The sequence below is a fragment of the Pseudomonas fluorescens genome (assembly GCF_001902145.1).
Lineage (GTDB): Bacteria > Pseudomonadota > Gammaproteobacteria > Pseudomonadales > Pseudomonadaceae > Aquipseudomonas > Aquipseudomonas fluorescens_BV.
On record NZ_MRST01000025.1, the window covers coordinates 269,965 to 289,522 of the forward strand.

7 protein-coding genes are annotated in these 19,558 nt (G+C 60.9%); 5 read left to right on the forward strand and 2 right to left on the reverse strand.

All coding sequences use genetic code 11. The features are described from left to right. Positions 1-41 precede the first annotated feature (41 nt). Genes pvdM through pvdO form a run of 3 tightly spaced genes read left to right on the forward strand, consistent with a single transcriptional unit; the run spans position 42 to position 3,580 of the window. On the forward strand, positions 42-1,391 hold the full coding sequence (pvdM, locus tag BUE92_RS17775) for a pyoverdine-tailoring dipeptidase-like protein PvdM (protein ID WP_073525353.1): 1,350 nt from the start codon (positions 42-44) through the stop codon (positions 1,389-1,391). Between the two features lie 18 nt (positions 1,392-1,409). Next, on the forward strand, positions 1,410-2,678 hold the full coding sequence (pvdN, locus tag BUE92_RS17780; RefSeq protein WP_073525354.1) for a pyoverdine-tailoring periplasmic protein PvdN: 1,269 nt from the start codon (positions 1,410-1,412) through the stop codon (positions 2,676-2,678). A 29-nt stretch (positions 2,679-2,707) separates the two neighbouring features. Next, positions 2,708-3,580 carry a dihydropyoverdine dehydrogenase gene (gene pvdO, locus BUE92_RS17785; RefSeq protein ID WP_073525355.1) on the forward strand — a complete coding sequence of 291 codons (873 nt, stop codon included), beginning with the start codon at positions 2,708-2,710 and terminating at the stop codon, positions 3,578-3,580. A 126-nt stretch (positions 3,581-3,706) separates the two neighbouring features. Here pvdO and BUE92_RS17790 read toward each other — a convergent pair whose 3' ends face one another. Then, positions 3,707-4,534: a N(5)-hydroxyornithine transformylase PvdF gene (locus BUE92_RS17790; protein WP_073525356.1), complete on the reverse strand. Its 828-nt coding sequence runs from the start codon at positions 4,532-4,534 to the stop codon at positions 3,707-3,709. Positions 4,535-4,736: 202 nt separating this feature from the next. Between BUE92_RS17790 and BUE92_RS17795 the strand changes: the two genes are divergently transcribed. Together BUE92_RS17795 and BUE92_RS17800 are read left to right on the forward strand one after the other, a co-directional pair. Continuing rightward, positions 4,737-6,389: a cyclic peptide export ABC transporter gene (locus BUE92_RS17795; RefSeq protein WP_073525359.1), complete on the forward strand. Its 1,653-nt coding sequence runs from the start codon at positions 4,737-4,739 to the stop codon at positions 6,387-6,389. Positions 6,390-6,506: 117 nt separating this feature from the next. After that, positions 6,507-8,939, forward strand: a complete 2,433-nt coding sequence (locus BUE92_RS17800; RefSeq protein ID WP_178380721.1) for a TonB-dependent siderophore receptor — start codon at positions 6,507-6,509, stop codon at positions 8,937-8,939. 129 nt (positions 8,940-9,068) lie between these two features. Here BUE92_RS17800 and BUE92_RS17805 read toward each other — a convergent pair whose 3' ends face one another. Beyond that, a complete protein-coding gene (locus tag BUE92_RS17805; protein ID WP_073525361.1) occupies positions 9,069-19,556 on the reverse strand; it encodes an amino acid adenylation domain-containing protein in 10,488 nt (3,495 codons plus the stop codon). Positions 19,557-19,558: the final 2 nt, after the last annotated feature.

Genomic DNA, 19,558 nt, shown 5'->3' on the forward strand with positions numbered 1-19,558 from the left:
TTCTTCCCTGATAGCAAAGGCCTCAACTGACTGAGATGGCAATGACAAAATCACGTTCGAAAAAGGCGCTGTATATCGGCCTGCCGCTGGCCCTCGCTATCGGCGCCGGGGCTGGTTTCCTGGTCTGGGATCAGTGGTTCAAGGGCAACGCCGGCTACCCGCTGGAGGTGATCAAGCAGGCCAATGAAATGCAGGATCGCCTGTTGTCGTTCGACAGCCACATCACCCTGCCCCTGGATTTCGGCACGGCGGGCAACGAGGCCGACAAGGATGGCAGCGGCCAGTTCGACCTGGCCAAGGCCGCCCGCGGCCGATTGTCGGGCGCCGCGCTGACGATCTTCGGCTGGCCGGAAATCTGGAATGGCGCCAACGCCCCGCACAAGCCCACCGACGGTTTTGTCGAAGAGGCCCGGCACGAGCAGGAAGTGCGCTACAAGATCATCTCCGGCATGGTGCGTGACTTTCCCAACCAGGTGGGCATTGCCTACACCCCGGACGATATGCGCCGCCTGCACGGCGAAGGCAAGTTCGCGATTTTTATCAGCATGCTCAACGCCTACCCCCTCGGCAACGACCTGAACCAGCTGGACCTGTGGGCCGCACGCGGCATGCGCATGTTCGGGTTCAGCTACATCGGCAATAACGCCTGGTCCGACTCGTCGCGCCCGCTGCCGTTCTTCAATGACTCCCCTGATGCCCTCGAGGGCCTGTCGCCTATCGGCCAGCAAGCGGTGCATCGCCTCAATGACCTGGGGGTGATCATCGACGTGTCGCAGATGTCGACCAAGGCCCTGGAGCAAGTCGCGCAGTTGAGCCGCACGCCGATGGTGGCGTCGCACTCGGCGCCACGGGCATCGGTGGACATCCCGCGCAACCTCAGCGACAAGGAGCTGCAACTGATCAAGAACAGCGGCGGCGTGGTGCAAGTGGTGGGTTTCCCCGCCTACCTGCGCCCCTTGAGCCAGCCGACCCAGGACAAGCTCAATACCTTGCGCGCACGCTTCGACCTGCCGCCACTGCCCAACCTGGCCATGGCCTTGATGCCTGGCGATGCAATCATTGCCGCCTGGCCCGAGCAACGCTTCGGCCAGTACGCCAGCGCGCTGTACGCCATTCTCGAGGAAGAACCCAAGGCCACCCTCAAGGACCTGGGCGACGCCATCGACTACACCGTGCGCAAGATCGGCATCGATCATGTCGGTATTGCCTCGGACTTCAACGACGGCGGCGGCCTCCAGGGCTGGGAGAACGTCGGCGAGGTGCGCAACGTCACTGCCGAACTGATCCAGCGCGGCTACTCCGAAGCCGATATCGCCAAGCTGTGGGGAGGCAACTTCCTGCGGGTGTGGGACCAGGTACAAAAAGCCGCCAAGCCATTGGCCAATCGCTAACCACCACGAAGTAAGTCCATGACCGACCGCCGTACATTTCTCAAGCAGGCCGGCGTCTTTGCCGCGAGCCTGCCGCTGGGCACCGCGTTGCTGCCTCAGGCAGTGGCCGCCGCTACGAACGACCCATGGACGGGATTGAAGCAACTGTTCAACCAGGACCCGGATTACCTGCATTTTTCCAACTTCCTGGTGGCCTCGCACCCCAGGCCCGTGCGCGAGGCCATCGAACGCTACCGCCAACAGATCGACCGCAACCCTGGCCTGGCCATGGACTGGGGCCTGCAGGAAACCTGGAAGCGTGAGGGCCAGGTACGCGAGTGGGCCGGCCACTACCTGAACGCCACGCCAGCGCAGATCGCCCTCACCGGCAGCACGTCCGAAGGGCTGGCGATGATTTATGGCGGGATCAAGGTGCGCACCGACCAGGAAATCCTCACCACGGTGCATGAGCATTACGCCACCGCGTTCAGCCTGGACTTCAGGGTGCGCAAGGAGCAAACCCAGGTGCGTAAAATACGCCTGTTCAAAAACCCCAATCAGGTCTCGGCCGATGAAGTGCTGGGCAATATCCAGCGCAACATTCGCCCCAACACCCGCGTGCTGGGCATGACCTGGGTGCAATCCGGCAGCGGCGTGAAACTGCCCATCGGTGAGATCGGCAAGCTGGTGGACGAACACAACCGCAACCGCGACGAGCCGGACCGCCTGCTTTATATCGTCGATGGTGTGCACGGCTTCGGCGTGGAAGACCTCGACTTCCCCGCTATGCACTGTGACTTCTTCATCGCCGGCACTCACAAATGGATGTTCGGCCCGCGTGGCACCGGCCTGGTGTGCGCCCGCGAGACCGAAAACAAATACGTCACACCGATGATTCCGACCTTCTCCGAAGACAAAAACTTCGCCACGACCATGACGCCCGGCGGCTACCACGCCTTCGAACATCGCTGGGCCGCCGACGAAGCCTTCAAGTTGCACCTGCAACTGGGCAAGGCGCCGGTGCAGGCACGTATCCATGCCCTGAACACCGAACTCAAGGACCAACTGCTGGCCCACCCGCAGATCGAACTGGTGACACCGCGCATCCCCGAGCTGTCAGCGGGTTTCACCTTCTTTCGGGTCAAGGATCAGGACAGCGATGCCGTCGCGGCCTACCTGATGAAAAACCGCGTGGTGGTGGACGCGGTGGACCGTGACGTTGGCCCGGTGATTCGCACCTCGCCAGGCCTGCTTAACAACTCCGATGAGATCCAGCGCTTCATGACCCTGCTGAGCCAGCGGTTATGACCCCTTTTTCCTTTGAACGAGACGCCTCCATGACGCCATCCCGACTCAAACCGCTCACCGCATTGGCACTCACCGCCCTGTGCGGCGCCCTGCTGCCCGGCCTGGCCCAGGCCGCCGCCCCACAACCAGGCAAGGTCTTCAAAGACTGCAAGGACTGCCCGGAAATGGTGGTACTGCCCGCCGGCACCTTCACCATGGGTACGCCGGACGACGAAGTGGGCCGCGAGCCCGACGAAGGCCCGATGCACGAGGTGACCTTCGCCAAGCCGTTCGCCATGAGCCGCTTCCATATCACCGCCGGCGAATGGGACAGCTACGTGCGCCAGACCGGGGTCAAGATCGCCAATGGCGACGACCGCCCCGGCCGCGAATGCATCGCCAGCAAGCCGCGCTACCCCCAGGGGCCACGTCAGCCGGCAGTGTGCATGGACATGGACGACATCAAGCAGTACGTGAGCTGGCTGTCGAAGAAGACCGGGCACAGGTACCAGATGGTCAGCGAAGCCCAACGCGAATACGCCGCCCGCGCCGGCACCACCGGCCCGTTCCCCTTCCCGTTCGATGAAGGCAAGGGCTACAGCATCGCCCAGCACGCCAACACCTACGGCCCGGCGGACGGCTACAGCTATTCGTCGCCCGTGGGCAGCTACCCACCCAATGCCTTTGGCATGTATGACATGCACGGCAATGTGTATGAGCGGGTGGCTGATTGCGAGCACGCCAACTACGTCGGCGCGCCAACTGATGGCAGTGCCTGGGTGGAGCCCAACTGCGAGGCCTACCAGATTCGCGGCAATGACTGGGGCGAGGCGCCGGTATTTTCACGCTCGGGCAATCGCAACAACATCTACCCGCAGACGCGCGGGGACTGGATTGGGTTTCGGGTCGTGCGCGAGCTCTAACACCTTGTAGGAGCGAGCTTGCTCGCGAAAAACGTTAACGATGACGCGTGTTCTCTGAATAAACAACGCGGCGTCTGTGAGTTTTTCGCGAGCAAGCTCGCTCCTACAGGGTTCGTGCCCGCATGTTCAGCCTTGTCTGGCCAACAGCTCCAAGCCTTCATGCAGCGCCGGGAACAGGCTGTTGTTGAAGTTGTTCCAGCGCAACTCGAGGATGGTGTCCTCGGGCGAGATCTCGGTCTTGAGCACGTCGTGGAACACCTCTCCCGAGTCGATGCCGTTATCCACGTAGTGGAATGACGCACCGGTCCAATACAACGGCTCGCACGCCTGAGTCGCTTTGGTCGCCCAGTCGGTAATCGCCTGCCCACGCGCGCCGTACAGCGCATTCCAGGTGGCGTACGCCCCACGGCGTTCGTAAGGCGATTCGAGGCGGGTGATGCCCGGATGAATGTTCATGATGCGCCGCGCAAACGGCGCACCCGGGCGCACCAGCTCGTCGAGGATCACCAGCAAACCGTCCAGCACCACGATGTCAGCCTTCAACTCCACCAGGGTGTCATGCAGGCGACGCTCGAAATCCTGCTTGCCGGCGACATGCTCGGCGCTGCCCCGTGGCAGGCGACGATAGGTCGACGGCACGCTGAGCAGCAGGTCATTGACCAACGTGCCTTGCACACGCAAATCCGCCGGGTACAACCACTGGCGACCCGGCTGGTAGGCGAAACCATAGTCCGCCACCAGCTGCTGGTCCCGCGAGTTTTGCTCATCGTCGTCATACACCACGCCTACCAGGTTGTAAGCCTCGCCCAGCGACGTGTCGTTGAGCGAGCCCACCAGAAACTCCAGCACCGATTTCATATAGCGCTCGTGGTCTTTATAGGCCACCGGCTGCCCCGCCTTGTCGGCGGCGGCATTTCTCAGGGACCAGACATACACCAGGTTCTTTTTCGTCATGTGTTTCGCTCTCGCTCAAAGGGCCACGCACGGCATTGATACACGTGCGCCTACAGAACAAGAACGAACCAGGCCCCGGGCAATTTATCGCTCACTGCCACCGCCCGGCACGCCGCGCTAAATAGTCACGCCACAGCTTCGTTTGTCATGGGTAAGGGTCTGTGTGCCCAGCCCCCTCTTTTTCACTTTCCGGGAAGTACTTATGACCGACCCCAAGCGCGGCGCCTTCAAAGGTTTGCTCGCATTGCTCAGGCCCTTTCGCACCATCGTGACGGTCTCCGTCGCCCTTGGCATGGCGGGCGGCCTGGCCATTACCTTGCTGTTGGCGACGATTAACAATGCCCTGCATTCGGCGGGGGGGATGACTCAGGGTGTGGTGTTGACCTTCGCCGCGTTGTGCGTGGTGGCGCTGGTCAGCTCGATTATTTCCGACATCGGCACCAACTACGTCGGACAACGGATCATTGCCGCCCTGCGCAAGGATCTGGGTGAAAAGGTGCTGTCAGCGCCCATCGGGCAGATCGAGCAATATCGCTCTCACCGCCTGATCCCGGTGCTGACCCACGACGTGGACACCATCAGCGATTTTTCCTTTGCCTTCACGCCCCTGGCCATCGCCGCCACCGTTACCCTGGGATGCCTGGGTTACCTGGCTTACCTGTCCGTGCCGATGTTCCTGATGATGGTGGTCGCAATCATCATCGGCAGCGCCGTGCAATTCATCGCGGGCGGCAAAGGCATCCAGGGCTTCGATCTGGCCCGCAGCCACGAAGATGAATTGCAGCGTTACTACAATGCGATTGCTTCGGGCGCCAAGGAGCTGCGCATGCACCGCCCGCGGCGGTTTCGCATGAACACCCATCGCATCCAGGAAACCGCAGACCGTATCAGCGATATCCAGGTGCGTTCGGTCAACATCTATATCCTGGCCAAGACCTTTGGCTCGATGCTGTTCTTCGTGGTCATCGGCCTGGCCCTGGCGATGCAGGCCTACAACCCCAACCCCGACCCCACCGTGATTACCGGCTTCGTGCTGGTACTGCTGTATATGAAAGGCCCGCTGGAACACCTGCTGGGTTACTTGCCTGTCGTTGGCAAGGCGAAGATCGCCTTTGGCCGCATCAGCGAACTGTCGGAGCGCTTTTCTTCGCCCGAGCCCCACTTGTTGATGAACGACAGTGAAGCGCCGAAACCTGTAGTCGACAGCCTTGAACTGCGCGGCGTCAGCTACAGCCCGCCGGCAGTTGAAGGCAGCCAACCGTTCCACCTGGGGCCGATCAACCTGAGCATCAAGCAAGGCGATATCGTGTTTGTCGTCGGCGAGAACGGCAGCGGCAAGACCACCCTGATCAAATTGCTGCTGGGCCTGTATCCGCCTCAAGCGGGTGAGATCCTGCTCAACGGTACAGCGGTGACCGACCCAGAGCGCGATGATTATCGCCAGTTGTTCACCACGGTGTTTTCCGACTATTACCTGTTCGATGACCTGGTACAAGGCAGCGCCACCCAGTCCCTGGACAGCGCCACCCAATACCTTGAGCGCCTGGAAATCGCGCACAAGGTCAGCGTCAAGGACGGCGTGTTCAGCACCACTGACCTGTCCACCGGCCAACGCAAGCGCCTGGCCCTGGTCAATGCCTGGCTGGAAGAGCGCCCGGTACTGGTGTTCGACGAGTGGGCCGCCGACCAGGACCCGGCCTTCCGCCGCATCTTCTACACCGAGCTGCTGCCGGACCTCAAACGCCTGGGCAAGACCATCATCGTGATCAGCCACGATGATCGTTATTTCGACATCGCCGATCATCTGGTGCGCCTGCGCGCCGGCCAGGTGGTGCACGAGATGGAGCCAGCATGAGACACCGTACTATTTTTTCCGGTTTTTCGAAGTAGGAACGTCTCACTAGTGGTAATGAGAACTAACCTCAATAAACACTTAGAATTGCCCACTTAAAACATAGAAGAGAAAGCATCCATGCCAGCACGACTCGGTCTCAGCCCCCTGAGCAAAGCGCTATCCATACGCCGGGCCCTGAACATCAACCTCTTGCCCAGTGCCCTGGCGTTGGCTGTGTCGATGCCGATTGCAGGCTATGTGCAGGCCCAGGAGGTCGAGTTGAATATTCCTGCGCAGTCGCTGGGGAGCGCACTGCAGGAATTTGGCCGCCAGACCAATGTGCAAGTGCTCTACAGCCCGGGCGATGTACAGGGCAAGAACAGCCCCGCCGTCAAGGGCAAGATGCAGCCGCAGCAGGCCATAGCTGCATTGCTGGCCGGTAGCCAGACTACCTATAACCTCAATGGCAATACCTTGACCGTCACCGCGGCTGGCAGCGGTGGTGGGCTGGAGCTGAGCCCGACGCAAGTCACTGGCAACATGCTGGGTAACGTCACCGAGAATACCGGCTCCTATACGCCAGGCTCGATTGCCACGGCAACGCGCCTGGTCCTGACGCCCAAGGAAACCCCGCAATCGGTGACCGTCGTCACGCGTCAGCACATGGACGACTTTGGCCTGAACAATGTCGATGACGTGATGCGCCACACGCCGGGCATTACCGTTTCAGCCTTCGATACCGAGCGCAGCAACTACTATGCTCGTGGTTTCTCCATCAACAACTTCCAATATGACGGCATTCCTTCCACCGCGCGCAACGTTGCTTACTCGGCGGGGAACACGCTGAGCGACATGGCGATCTACGACCGTGTTGAAGTACTCAAGGGCGCGACTGGCCTGCTGACCGGTGCTGGTTCACTGGGGGCCACCATCAACCTGGTACGCAAAAAGCCGACCTCTGAGTTCCAAGGTCATGCCACGCTGGGTGCCGGTTCCTGGGACAACTACCGCAGCGAGTTGGACGTGAGTGGCCCGCTGACCGAGACCGGCAATATCCGTGGCCGGGCCGTCGCCGCCTATCAGGACAAACACTCGTTCATGGACCGCTACGAGCGCAAAAGCCCGACTTACTACGGCATCATGGAGTTCGACCTGTCTCCCGACACTCTGCTGACAGTCGGCGGCGATTATCAGGACAGCCTGCCGAAAGGCTCATCCTGGTCGGGCAGTTTCCCATTGATCGACGCCCAGGGTAATCGCAACGACGTCAAGCGCTCGTTCAACAACGCGGCCGACTGGAGCAGTTGGGAGCAATACACCCGCACCGTCTTCGCCATGTTGGAGCACGACCTGGGGGATGGCTGGATAACCAAACTGCAACTGGATCACAAGATCAACGGCTACCACGCACTCATGGGTTCCATTCAGGGTGACACCCCGGGATTGGATGGTAAGTCACAGCTGACTTCGGGCAAATACACCGGTGAAACCGTCAGTGACTCCGCCGATCTGTATGTGAGCGGCCCCTTCAGCCTGGGAGGCAGGGAGCATGAACTGGTATTCGGCGGTTCCATCAGCTCTTCGCAATGGAATGGCAACGGTTACTGGAACCTCGCCCCCAACCTGGTGGACTTCAATAACTGGCACGGCAACGCCCCGCAACCGGATTGGGGCAAACCACAATCGAAAATCGACGACACCGTCCGCCAGACCGGCATGTACATGACAACACGGCTGAACCTTGCTGACGACCTGAAGCTGCTGCTCGGTGGCCGGGTAGTCAACTACACGGTGACCGGCTACAACCCTACCTATCGCGAGTCAGGGCGCTTCGTACCTTATGTCGGTGCGGTGTACGACCTGAATGACACCTACTCGGTTTACGCCAGCTACACCGATATTTTCATGCCCCAGGAAAGCTATAACCGCGACAGGGACAACAAGCTGCTTGAGCCGGACGAAGGCCAGAATTGGGAGTTGGGTGTAAAGGCAGACTTCCTGGATGGTCGTGTAAACGCCAGTGCGGCCTACTTCGAGATCCATGAAGACAACCGTTCCGTTTCGGACGATGACTACAACAACTTGAAACCTACCCCCTCGAACTACGCGTTCAAAGGCACCCAGGCCGTGACGAAGGGGTACGAGCTGGAGATGTCCGGCGAACTGGCTCCGGGCTGGCAGCTCCAGGCTGGCTATACGCATAAGATCGTGCGTGACGACAAAGACGTCAAGATTTCCACTTTCGAACCCGAAGACCAAGTCAGCCTGTACACCACTTACAAGCTCAAGGGTAATCTTGACAAGTTGACCGTTGGCGGTGGCGCTCGCTGGCAGAGCGTTGGCTGGCAGAATATCTATAACTCTCCCCGTGGCGGCTACGAGGAGTTCTCTCAAGAGGCGTACTGGTTGGTGGACCTGATGACCCGTTATCAATTCACTAAAAACGTGTCGGCGACGCTGAACATCAACAACGTTTTCGACAAGTCCTATTACACCAACATCGGCTTCTACAATTCTGCCGCTTATGGTGAACCCCGTAACTTCATGCTCAGCACTCGCTGGGACTTCTAAAGCATGAGATCAGACGCCCCGAGGCACTGACTGCCCGGGGCGTTCTGTTTGTCCGAATACTATAGATAGCGCCATAAAAAAGCCCCCAGTCGCTCAAGGTGACTGGGGGCTTTTCATATTGGCCTCTGGTCAGCTCATCGCGGCGGCGAAGCTACGGACGAACTCTGCGTTATCGATTAATCGGTCATGGCTCGTCTCGATCAACACTGAGCGCTCGATCGTTGATTGCACTGCTACTTCCAGCATGCTCGCCTCAATCAATTGATGATGTACCCCAGTACGACTCAAGGTCGCCCACCAGCAACTTATCGGTGCCTTGATCGCCTTGAAGTCGGCATCGTGCAGGCGCTGCCCGAGAATGCGGTCAATCTCCCAGGAAATCTGCGCTTCGTGGCCACTGAGCAACTCATCCTTGAGCTCGCCAAAACGCGAGCCCAGGGTTTCCTCGGCCCAGTGGCTGAATGCAGTCCATTGCTCGCCTTCTGCAGCCTCTAAGCATTGCAGCCCGGACCAGTGGGCATGAATCTGCTCGGAGAACTCAGGGAACATCACCTCCAACAGTTCCACACGCCGTTCATTGGCAGAAATATCTCTTTCGTCAACCATCACCGCCGCATCCCAAAACGGCTTGACCCACTGCGGCGGGGATGCGTCGATCCAGCCAACACACTCGACCTGTCGGCCCGCCTGCTCCAGGCCATAGGCGACTTCCATCGCCAGGTTGCCCCCCAGAGACCAACCTGCCAAACGAAACGGCCCTTCGGGCTGGGCCTTCAATAATTGCGCCGTGTAGTCCTCGACCATTGCAGCCCAGGCTGGCACCTCGCTGCCCTCCTCGGCCAAGGCGCGACATATCACCCCCATCACCGGCCTGTGCTCACGCAACGCAAGGGCAATCGCCTTGTAACAATGCACCGAGCCATAGCTGGGATGAAACAGGTACAACGGTGTTCCACGGCTTTGACTGTTGAGCCTTACGATCAACGAACTGCCAGCGCTTCCCTCAAGGCAAGCCGCCTGCCCTGCGACGGTCGGATTGAGCATCAACTGACTCACCGACAGCTCCACGCCAACAGCTTTGCGGATGCGCTCCTTGAGCATCAGGACCAGCAACGAATGCCCGCCCGACTCGAAGAAGTTATCTTCGACACTCACCTGCTCAAGCTCCAGGACTTCGCGCCAAATGGCTACAAGTGTTTGCTCCAGCGTATTGCGCGCTGCGACGAAGTGCCGTTCTTGCAAGTTTGAATCCGGCGCAGGCAAAGCCTTGCGATCCAGTTTGCCGTTGGGGCTCAGTGGCATATGGTCCAGCAGTACCCACTGCGCAGGCACCATGTAGTCCGGCACATGTGCCAATAAGTGAGTGCTCAGTGCATCACGCCAGGCGAATGTCGAATCCTGCAGCACCAGATAGCCAACGAGATACTTGCCTTCATGCACTTGCACCGAGGCTTCGCGCACCAGTGGATGCTCCAGCAAGCGCGCCTCGATCTCACCCAGCTCTATGCGCAAACCGCGTAGTTTTACTTGATGATCCAGGCGCCCGATGTATTCGATCACGCCATCCCTGCGCTGTCGCACCCGGTCGCCGGTACGATACAACCGCGTGCCAGGCTGGAACGGGCACGGTACAAACCGCTCTGCGGTCAGGCTGGGACGTCGATGGTAACTGCGTGCCAGCCCGACTCCACCCAGGTACAACTCGCCCGCAACGCCCACCGCGACTGGCTGCAACTGCGCATCCAGCACGTACGTGCGCAGATTGGAAATGGGTCTGCCAATCGGCACGCTGTCACGATGCTCATCGACGCACGTCCAGTGAGTCACATCAATCGCAGCCTCGGTCGGTCCGTACAGGTTGAACAAGCCCGTATTCGGCAGCTTGGCGAATACATGTTGCTGCACCCCCACTGGCAAGGCTTCGCCACTACAGATGATGCGGCGCAACCCCTGACAGCTGGCCACCTGTGAATCCTGCAGGAATGCGTGCAGCATGGAAGGCACGAAATGCAGGGTGGTCACTGGGTGACGATTGATCAACTCCACCAACTTTGATGGGTCCCGATGATCCCCAGGTGCCGCTACCGCCAGCCGTGCACCTGTCATCAAGGGCCAGAAAAACTCCCATACCGATACGTCAAAACTGAACGGTGTCTTTTGCAACACCGTATCTTCGGCGCCGAGCATGTAAGCCTGTTGCATCCATAGCAACCGATTGGTCAACGCACAGTGGCGGTTACCCGCCCCTTTCGGCTGGCCGGTGGAACCGGAGGTGTAAATGACGTAAGCGAGATTGTCCGCGTCTACGGCCACATCAGGATCGGTATCGGCATACCCGCTCAACCAGTGATCGTCGGGCTCGACCACCAGACAATGCGAGGGCTCGCTGACCGGTAAGGCCTGTAACAGATGCGCCTGCGTCAACAGCAGTTGTACCTTACTGTCTTGCAGCATGTAGGCCAGGCGTTCGCGCGGGTAGTCCGGATCCAGCGGCACATAGGCGCCACCTGCCTTGAGCACAGCCAGAAGCGCTACCACCATTTCAATGGAGCGTTCCATCGCTACACCTACCAACACATCCGGCTCGACACCGGCCTGGATCAGGCGGTGCGCCAAGCGATTGGCTCGTGCATTCAACTGCGTATAACTAAGTGTCTGAGCGCCAAACACCAACGCCTGGGCATTCGGTGTGCGCCGCACTTGCGCTTCGATCAGCCTCTGCACGGTGTCTTCCAACCGATAATCCTGCGCCGTGTCGTTCCACTGTTCGACTATTACCTGATGCTCAAGAGGTTCCAACAGCGGTAGCTGAGCGACACGTTGATGAGGGTCACCCGACATGGCCTGCAACAGGTTCTGCCAATGGCGCGCCATGCGATTGGGCGTGGCGGCATCGAACAGGTCGGTCGCATAAGTCAGGGTTGCCCATAGCCCATCGACGGTTTCCTGTGTATCCAGGCTCAAATCGAACTGCGCAGTCTGCGTGCCCCACTCCAAGCCTTCAATCCTCAGGTCGGGTAGTTGCTGGCCTGTACTGGCTAGGCGCGCTTCACTCTGATGATTGAACATCACCTGGAACAACGGGTTGCGGCTCAAGCTGCGTTCAGGTTGCAGGGCTTCGACCAATTGCTCGAACGGCAAGTCCTGATGGCTTTGGGCGTCCAGCGCCCGGTGCCTGGCCTGCTGCAACAACTGGGTGACCGTCAGCTGCGCGTCGAAATCCCCCTTGAGCACCTGGGTGTTGACGAAAAAACCTACCAGACGTTCGGTTTCGACCCGGTTACGATTCGCAATAGGCACACCCACGCGAATATCCTGCTGCCCGCTGTAGCGGTGCAGTAGAGCCTGGAACGACGCCAACAAAACAATGAACAGCGTGACATTCTCACGCTGCGCCAGTGCCTTGAGCCCCGCCACTAATGCCGGTGCAAGCTTGATTTCCAAGCTTGCACCACGAAAGCTCTGCACCGAAGGTCGCGGCCGATCAAGGGGTAGCTCCAACACTGACGGCTCACCGCCAAGCAGGGCCTGCCAGTAACCCATTTGCCGATCACGTTCACCACCCGTCATCCAGTCACGCTGCCACTGGGCATAGTCAGCATATTGAATCGGCAATGCCGGCAGTTGCAGATCCTGGCCCTGGCTGTAGGCGGCATAAAGTTGCACCAACTCATCCACCATCACCTGCATTGACCAGCCATCGGAAACGATGTGGTGCTGCACGAGCACCAATACATGATCGTCTTCGGCCAGGCGCAACAAGGTTACGCGCAGCAGCGGCCCTTGCTGCAGATCGAAAGGTTGCGCGATCTCGGTCTCTACCCGACGCTGCAGGTCCGCCTCATTGACCTGCGCATGAAGGATGTCCACAGTGCCGTTTTCACGGATTACCTGGAAGGCCTGCCCTTCGTCCTGATGTACCTGAGTTCGCAGGCTTTCATGACGGGCTACCAGACTGTCGAAACTACGTTGCAATGCCGCATGATCCAGCCAGCCACGCAAGCGCAAGGTGCTAGGTACATGGTAGGCCGCACTGTGCGGATCCAATTGCCAGAGAAACCACTGGCGCTCCTGGGCATAAGACAGCGCCAACGGCTGTTGACGGCTGACCGGCAGGATTTGCAACACGCTTACCTGTGATTCATGGGAATTGCACAGGGTCTCGACAAACCCCTGCAGTCGCGGTTGTTCAAACACTGTTCTGAGGGGTACTTCCCGACCCAACAGCTGACGCAAGCGCGAAATCACCTGCATCGCCAATAATGAATGGCCCCCCGATTCAAAGAAATGATCGGCCAGACCGACACGCTCCACGCCCAGGATCTCGGCCCAGATGGCCGCCACCTGTTGCTCCAACTCGCTCTGTGGCGCCACATACACCTGCTGCATCTGGCTCACATCCGGCAGCGGCAAGCCCTTGCGGTCGAGCTTGCCGTTAGGGGTCAGTGGCATACGCTCAAGGAACATCAAGTGCGTCGGCACCATGTAGTCCGGCAAGCGGGTTTTCAAGGCGCGACGCAAGGTTTCGCGACCGTTTGATTGAGCGACAGCATCATCCAGGAGCGTCGGGTCCAGTGGTACGACATAGGCCACCAGTTGTTTGCCGGTCGGCCCCTCCTGCGCGACCACCACGGTTTCACCGACACTGGCTTGCTCACGCAAGCGCGCTTCGATTTCCCCCAGTTCGATACGGAAACCGCGGATCTTCACCTGATGGTCGACACGCCCCAGGTAATCCACCACACCGTCCGGACGCCCACGGGTCAGGTCGCCGCTGCGATACACGCGACTGCCGGGCTTGCCGAACGGGTCCGGCACGAAGCGTTCGGCGGTTAACGCCGGGCGCTCCAGGTAGCCCCGGGCCACGCCCTCGCCGCCCAGGTACAACTCGCCGGCCACGCCGATGGGTTGCAGGTTCAGTTGCGCATCCAACACGTAGCCACTGCGGTTGCCCAGCAAGGTACCGATGGGCGCGTAGACGGCGCCACATGGGTCGCCCTTGCGTGCCTTCCACAGCAGCGGCGTAACCACGGTTTCGGTCGGGCCGTAGCCGTTGAACAGGTATTCAGGCTTCAGCGCGCGCCACGCCAGGTCATAGCTGGCCTGGGCCACCGCATCACCGCCAAAGCAGTACACCCGCACCGCAGGTGGGTTGCCGTCGCGTTCGGCATGTTCGGCCAACTGTTGCAGGTACACCGGTGGGAACACCGCCATGGTCACATTGTGGCGATGCATCTGCTCATAGGTGTATTCCGGCAGCCACAGGCTGTCATCACGGATCAACACGCTGGCGCCGTTGATCAGCGGGTGCATCCAGCCTTCGTGGGAGCCGTCGAAGGCGAACGACATGAAGTGCAGTTCGCAATCGGCCGGCGAGGTTTCATAGCGCTCGCCAGTGGCGATGATATGCGCCACCAACGGCCCGTGTGACACCGCCACGCCCTTGGGCAAACCGGTGGAGCCGGAGGTATAGATCACGTAGGCAAGGTTGTCGCCGTCCAGCGCCACAGTCGGGGCCGTATCGCTGTAATCCGACCAGGCTTGCACCTGATCCACTGCCAAGGCGTCGAGGCCGTCCGGGATCGGCAACCGGTGTTGCACGGCCGAATGGGTCAACAGCAATTTCGAGCGGCTGTCTTGCATCATGTACAGCAGGCGATCACGTGGGTATTCGATATCCAGCGGCACATACACACCGCCGGCTTTCATCACCGCCAGGAACGCCACCATGATCTCGGCACTGCGCGGCATGGCGATGGCCACGCGCACTTCCGGGCCGACGCCACGGGCGATCAGGGCATGGGCCAGGCGGTTGGCCTGGCGATCCAGCTCGCCGTAGCTCAGGGTCTGCGCGTCGAATTTCACCGCCACCGCCGTCGGGTTTTCCCGGGCGCGATCGGCAAACAATTCGTGCACCAGGCGCTCGGCCGAGAAGCCAGAGTCAGTGCAATTGCACAGTTGCAGGATCTGTTGTTGTTCGGTCGCGTCCAGCAAGCTCAATTGGCTGAGCTGCTGTCGCGGGTTGGCGACCATACCTTGCAGCAGGTTCTGCCAGTGACGCGCCATGCGTTGCACGGTGCTGGCTTCGAACAGGTCCTGGGCATAACCCAAGGCTGCCCATATACCTTCGGTGGACTCCTGAATATCCAGGTCCAGGTCGAAATGTGCGGTCTTGCTGTCCCAGTCCAGCCCTTCTACCCGCAGCCCTGGCAATTGGTGCTGAACCTGAGCCTGGCCGACGTCAGTCTGGTGGTTGAACATGACCTGGAACAACGGGTTGTGGCTCAGGCTACGCTCAGGTTGCAGGGCTTCCACCAGCTGTTCGAACGGCAAATCCTGGTGGGCCTGGGCTTCCAACGCGCGTTGCCGAACGTGCGCCAGCAACTGCTCGACACTCATCTGCCCATGCACATCGGCCTTGAGCACCTGGGTGTTGACGAAGAAGCCAATCAGTCGCTCGGTCTCGCTGCGATTGCGGTTGGCAATCGGCACGCCGACGCGTATTTCTTCCTGGCCGCTGTAGCGGTGCAACAAGGTCTGGAACGATGCCAGCAACAACATGAACAGGGTCACGCCCTGCTGTTGGGCCAAAGCCTTGAGCCCCTGAGTGAGTTCGGGCGCCAGCTCGAACGCCAGGCGCGCGCCACGGTGGCTCTGCACAGCCGGGCGCTGGTGATCGAACGGCAACTCCAGCACGCTCTGCTCACCCCCCAACAGTTCACGCCAGTAGGCCAGTTGACGTTGCTTCTCACCGGCGTCCATCCAGCTGCGCTGCCATACGGCATAGTCGGCATACTGGATCGGCAGCGCCGGCAACTGCACGTCCTGGCCTTGGCTGTAACCGGCATACAACTGCACCAGTTCTTCAACGGCCAATTGCATCGACCAGCCATCGGAGACGATGTGATGCTGCACCAGCACCAGCACATGCTCGTCGGCGGCCAGGCGCAACAGCGTGACGCGCAGCAACGGGCCTTGTTGCAGATCGAATGGCTGGGCGATCAGCGCTTGCACCCTGGCTTTGAGCTGGGCTTCATCGGCATCGGCCTGAGTGATCGGCAAGGACATCGGCGGCTCAATCACCTGCACCGCGCCATCGTGATCCTGGCGGATATGGGTGCGCAGGCTTTCATGACGCGCCAGCAAGCTATCGAAACTGCGTTGCAACGCAGCCAGGTCCAATTGCCCTTTCAGGCGCAGCGCGCTGGGAATGTGATACGCCGCGCTGTGGGGTTCCAGTTGCCAGAGAAACCATTGGCGCTCCTGGGCGTAAGACAGCGGCAATGGCTGCACGCGCCCGGCCGGCAGCAAGGCCGGCGCCGTTGGCAGTGGGCTCTCCTGGGCTTGCAAGGCCGCGACAAACGCCTCCAGCCGCGGGTGTTCGAACACGGCTTTGAGCGGCACTTCCAGGCTCAGGGTCTGGCGGATGCGTGACACCACCTGCATTGCCAACAGGGAATGCCCTCCCAGTTCGAAGAAGTGCTGGTTCAAGCCCACCCGTTCGGCCCCCAGAATAGCCGCCCAGATCGCCGCCACCTGTTGTTGCAACGGGGTGACCGGCGCTCGCCAATCCTGTTGTTCCACGCTGGCATCTGGCTTGGGCAGGGCCTGGCGATCCAGCTTGCCGTTGGGGTTGAGCGGCATGCGGTCGAGGAAGATCAGGTGCGCCGGCACCATGTAGTCCGGCAGGTGGTCGCGCAAGGTGGACATCAACTGTTCACCAACCTCGGCGTGCTCGGTTTCAGACAGCGTCTGCGCAGGCACCAGGTAGGCCAGCAGTTGGTTGTCGGCAGCCAGCAACAGCGCTTCACGCACGCTATCCTGGGCCAGCAGCACAGTTTCGATCTCACCCAGTTCTATGCGAAAACCACGGACCTTGACCTGATGATCGACCCGCCCGACATATTCCACCACGCCATCGGCGCGATAGCGCGCCAGGTCGCCAGTGCGGTACAGGCGCTCGCCGGATGGGCTGAACGGATCAGCGACAAAGCGCTCGGCGGTCAGGCCTGGCCGCTGCAAATACGCACGGGCCAAGCCACTGGCGCTGGCGATATAGAGCTCGCCTATGGCGCCCAGTGGCAGCAGGTTCAGGTCGCGGTCCAGCACATACAGGCCACGCCCTGGCAGCGCCCGGCCAATGGGGCTGGCACCGGCGGCGCTGGCAGCGCTCGGGTCAGTGCAGTCCAGCACGCTGGAAACCACGGTGGCCTCGGTAGGCCCGTAGGTGTTGAGCAAGCGCACATGGCCGAGCCCGGCGCGCTGCCACAACAGCGGGCCGTCCAACGGCATGGCTTCGCCGCCGATATGGATCTGGCGCAAGGCACCATAGGTCCTTGGGCCCGCTGCCAGGCAATCTTGCAGGAACAGCTTCCAGTAGGCGGTGGGCAAGTCGGCCAGGGTAATGCCCTGGGCGATGATCTGCCGATACAGTTCGGCACCGTCCCACAACTGCGGGCCACGCAGTACCACGGTGGCGCCGAGGGTCAGGGCCGGGTACAGCTGCTCGACGAAACCGTCGAAGTTCAAGGTGGCAAACTGCAGCACTCGGTCCTGGGCAACCAGCTGCGAGTAATCCGCCGCGATGCCAGCAAACTCACTCAGTGCAGCCTGGCTGATGGCAACCCCCTTGGGCTTGCCTGTGGAGCCGGAGGTGTAGATCACATACGCCAGGCTCTGGGGCTCGACATCAACCGGTAAATTATCGTCGGCACACAACGCCAACTGCGCCTGGACCAGGTCGATGTCCACCGCCAGCACCTGGGCCGGCAACGGCAGGCGCCCATGCAGGTGGGATTGGGTCAACACCAGGCCGACGCCGCTGTCGTCGAGCATGTGCACCAGGCGCTCGCGAGGGTATTCAGGGTCCAGCGGCACATAGGCCGCTCCTGTCTTGAGCACCGCGAGCAAGCTGACCACCATGGCAAAGGAGCGCTCCACGGCGATCCCCACCAGCCCTTGGGGGCCGACGCCCTGGGCCAGCAGGTAATGCGCCAGGCGGTTGGCCTGACGGTTCAGTTCCCCATAGCTGAGGGCCTGGTCATCCAGGGCCAGGGCCTGACGTTCCGGCTGCTGATCAGCCTGGGCTTCAAACAGCCGGTGCACAGCCTCAAACGGGGTGACACCAACCGGGGTGTTCCAGTCCTGGAGCATCCTGTGTTGCTCAGCGGCGCTCACCATCGGCAGTTCGCAGAGGCGGCTGCGGGGTGCGCTCACCACCGCCTGCAGCAGGTGCTGCCAGTGTTGCGCCAAGCGCTCGATGGTGGCGGCATCGAACAGGTCGGTGGCGTAGGTCAGCGCAGCCCAAAGCCCGTCGGCGGATTCATGGGTGTCCAGGCTCAGGTCAAAATGGGTGGTCTGGCTGTCCCAGTCCAGTTCCACCACACGCAGGCCCGGCAACTGTTGGCCTTCGCGGCCGCCCTGGGCCTCGGTCTGGTGGTTGAACATCACCTGGAACAACGGGTTATGGCTCAAGCTGCGTTCAGGCTGCAATGCCACCACCAGCTGCTCGAACGGCAGGTCCTGATGAGCCTGGGCCTCCAAGGCGCGGCGTTTGGTTTGTTGCAGCAGCTCGGCAAAGCTCATCTGCCCGTCAAGGTCAGCCTTGAGTACCTGGGTGTTGACGAAGAAGCCGATCAGCCGCTCGGTTTCGACGCGGTTACGGTTGGCGTTCGGCACGCCAATGCGGATATCCGACTGCCCGCTGTAGCGATACAACAGGGCTTGGAACGACGCCAGCAGTAGCATGAACGCGGTCACGCCCTCTTGCTGCGCCAGGCGCTTGAGACCCGCCACCAGCGTCGGTTGCAGATGCACCTGCAGGCTTGCACCGCGATGGCTTTGCTGCGCCGGGCGCGGGCGGTCCAATGGCAGTTCCAGCACCGGTTGCTCGCCGCCCAGCAGGGCCTGCCAATACGCGAGTTGACGCGCCTGCTCCCCGGCTTCCATCCAGCCGCGTTGCCACAGGGCGTAGTCGGCGTACTGGATCGGCAGCTCCGGGAGTTGCAGGTCATGACCCTGGCTATGGGCGGCGTAGAGCTGCACCAGTTCCTCGACCATCACCTGCATCGACCAGCCATCGGAGACGATGTGGTGCTGCACCATCACCAGCACATGTTCATCCTCGGCCAGTTGCAACAGCGTCACACGCAACAACGGCGCCTGATGCAAATCGAACGGCCGCGCCACCTCCTCTTCCACCCGCGCCATCAACTGCGCTTGGTCGACGTGCGCCTGCTGGATCTGCACCCGCGCCTGCGGCATCACTGCCTGCCACAGGCGTTCATCGTCCTCGACCAGTTGGGTGCGCAAGCTTTCATGCCGGGCCAGCAGGCTGTCGAAACTGCGTTGCAACGCTGCCAGGTCCAAGTGCCCGTGCAAACGCAGGGCGCCAGGGATGTGATAGGCGGTGCTGTCCTTGTCCAGTTGCCAGAGGAACCACTGGCGTTCCTGGGCGTAAGACAACGCCGGCGTGTCGCTGTCGTGACGGGTGGGAGCAATCGGCAGTTGAGCGAAACTCATGCCCCGGCTTTGCAGGCGCTGGTAAAACTGCTGGCGCTGCTCCAGAGGCAAGCGAAGAAAGCGCGACACCAGGTCAATATTAGGGTTGGAAAGCATGG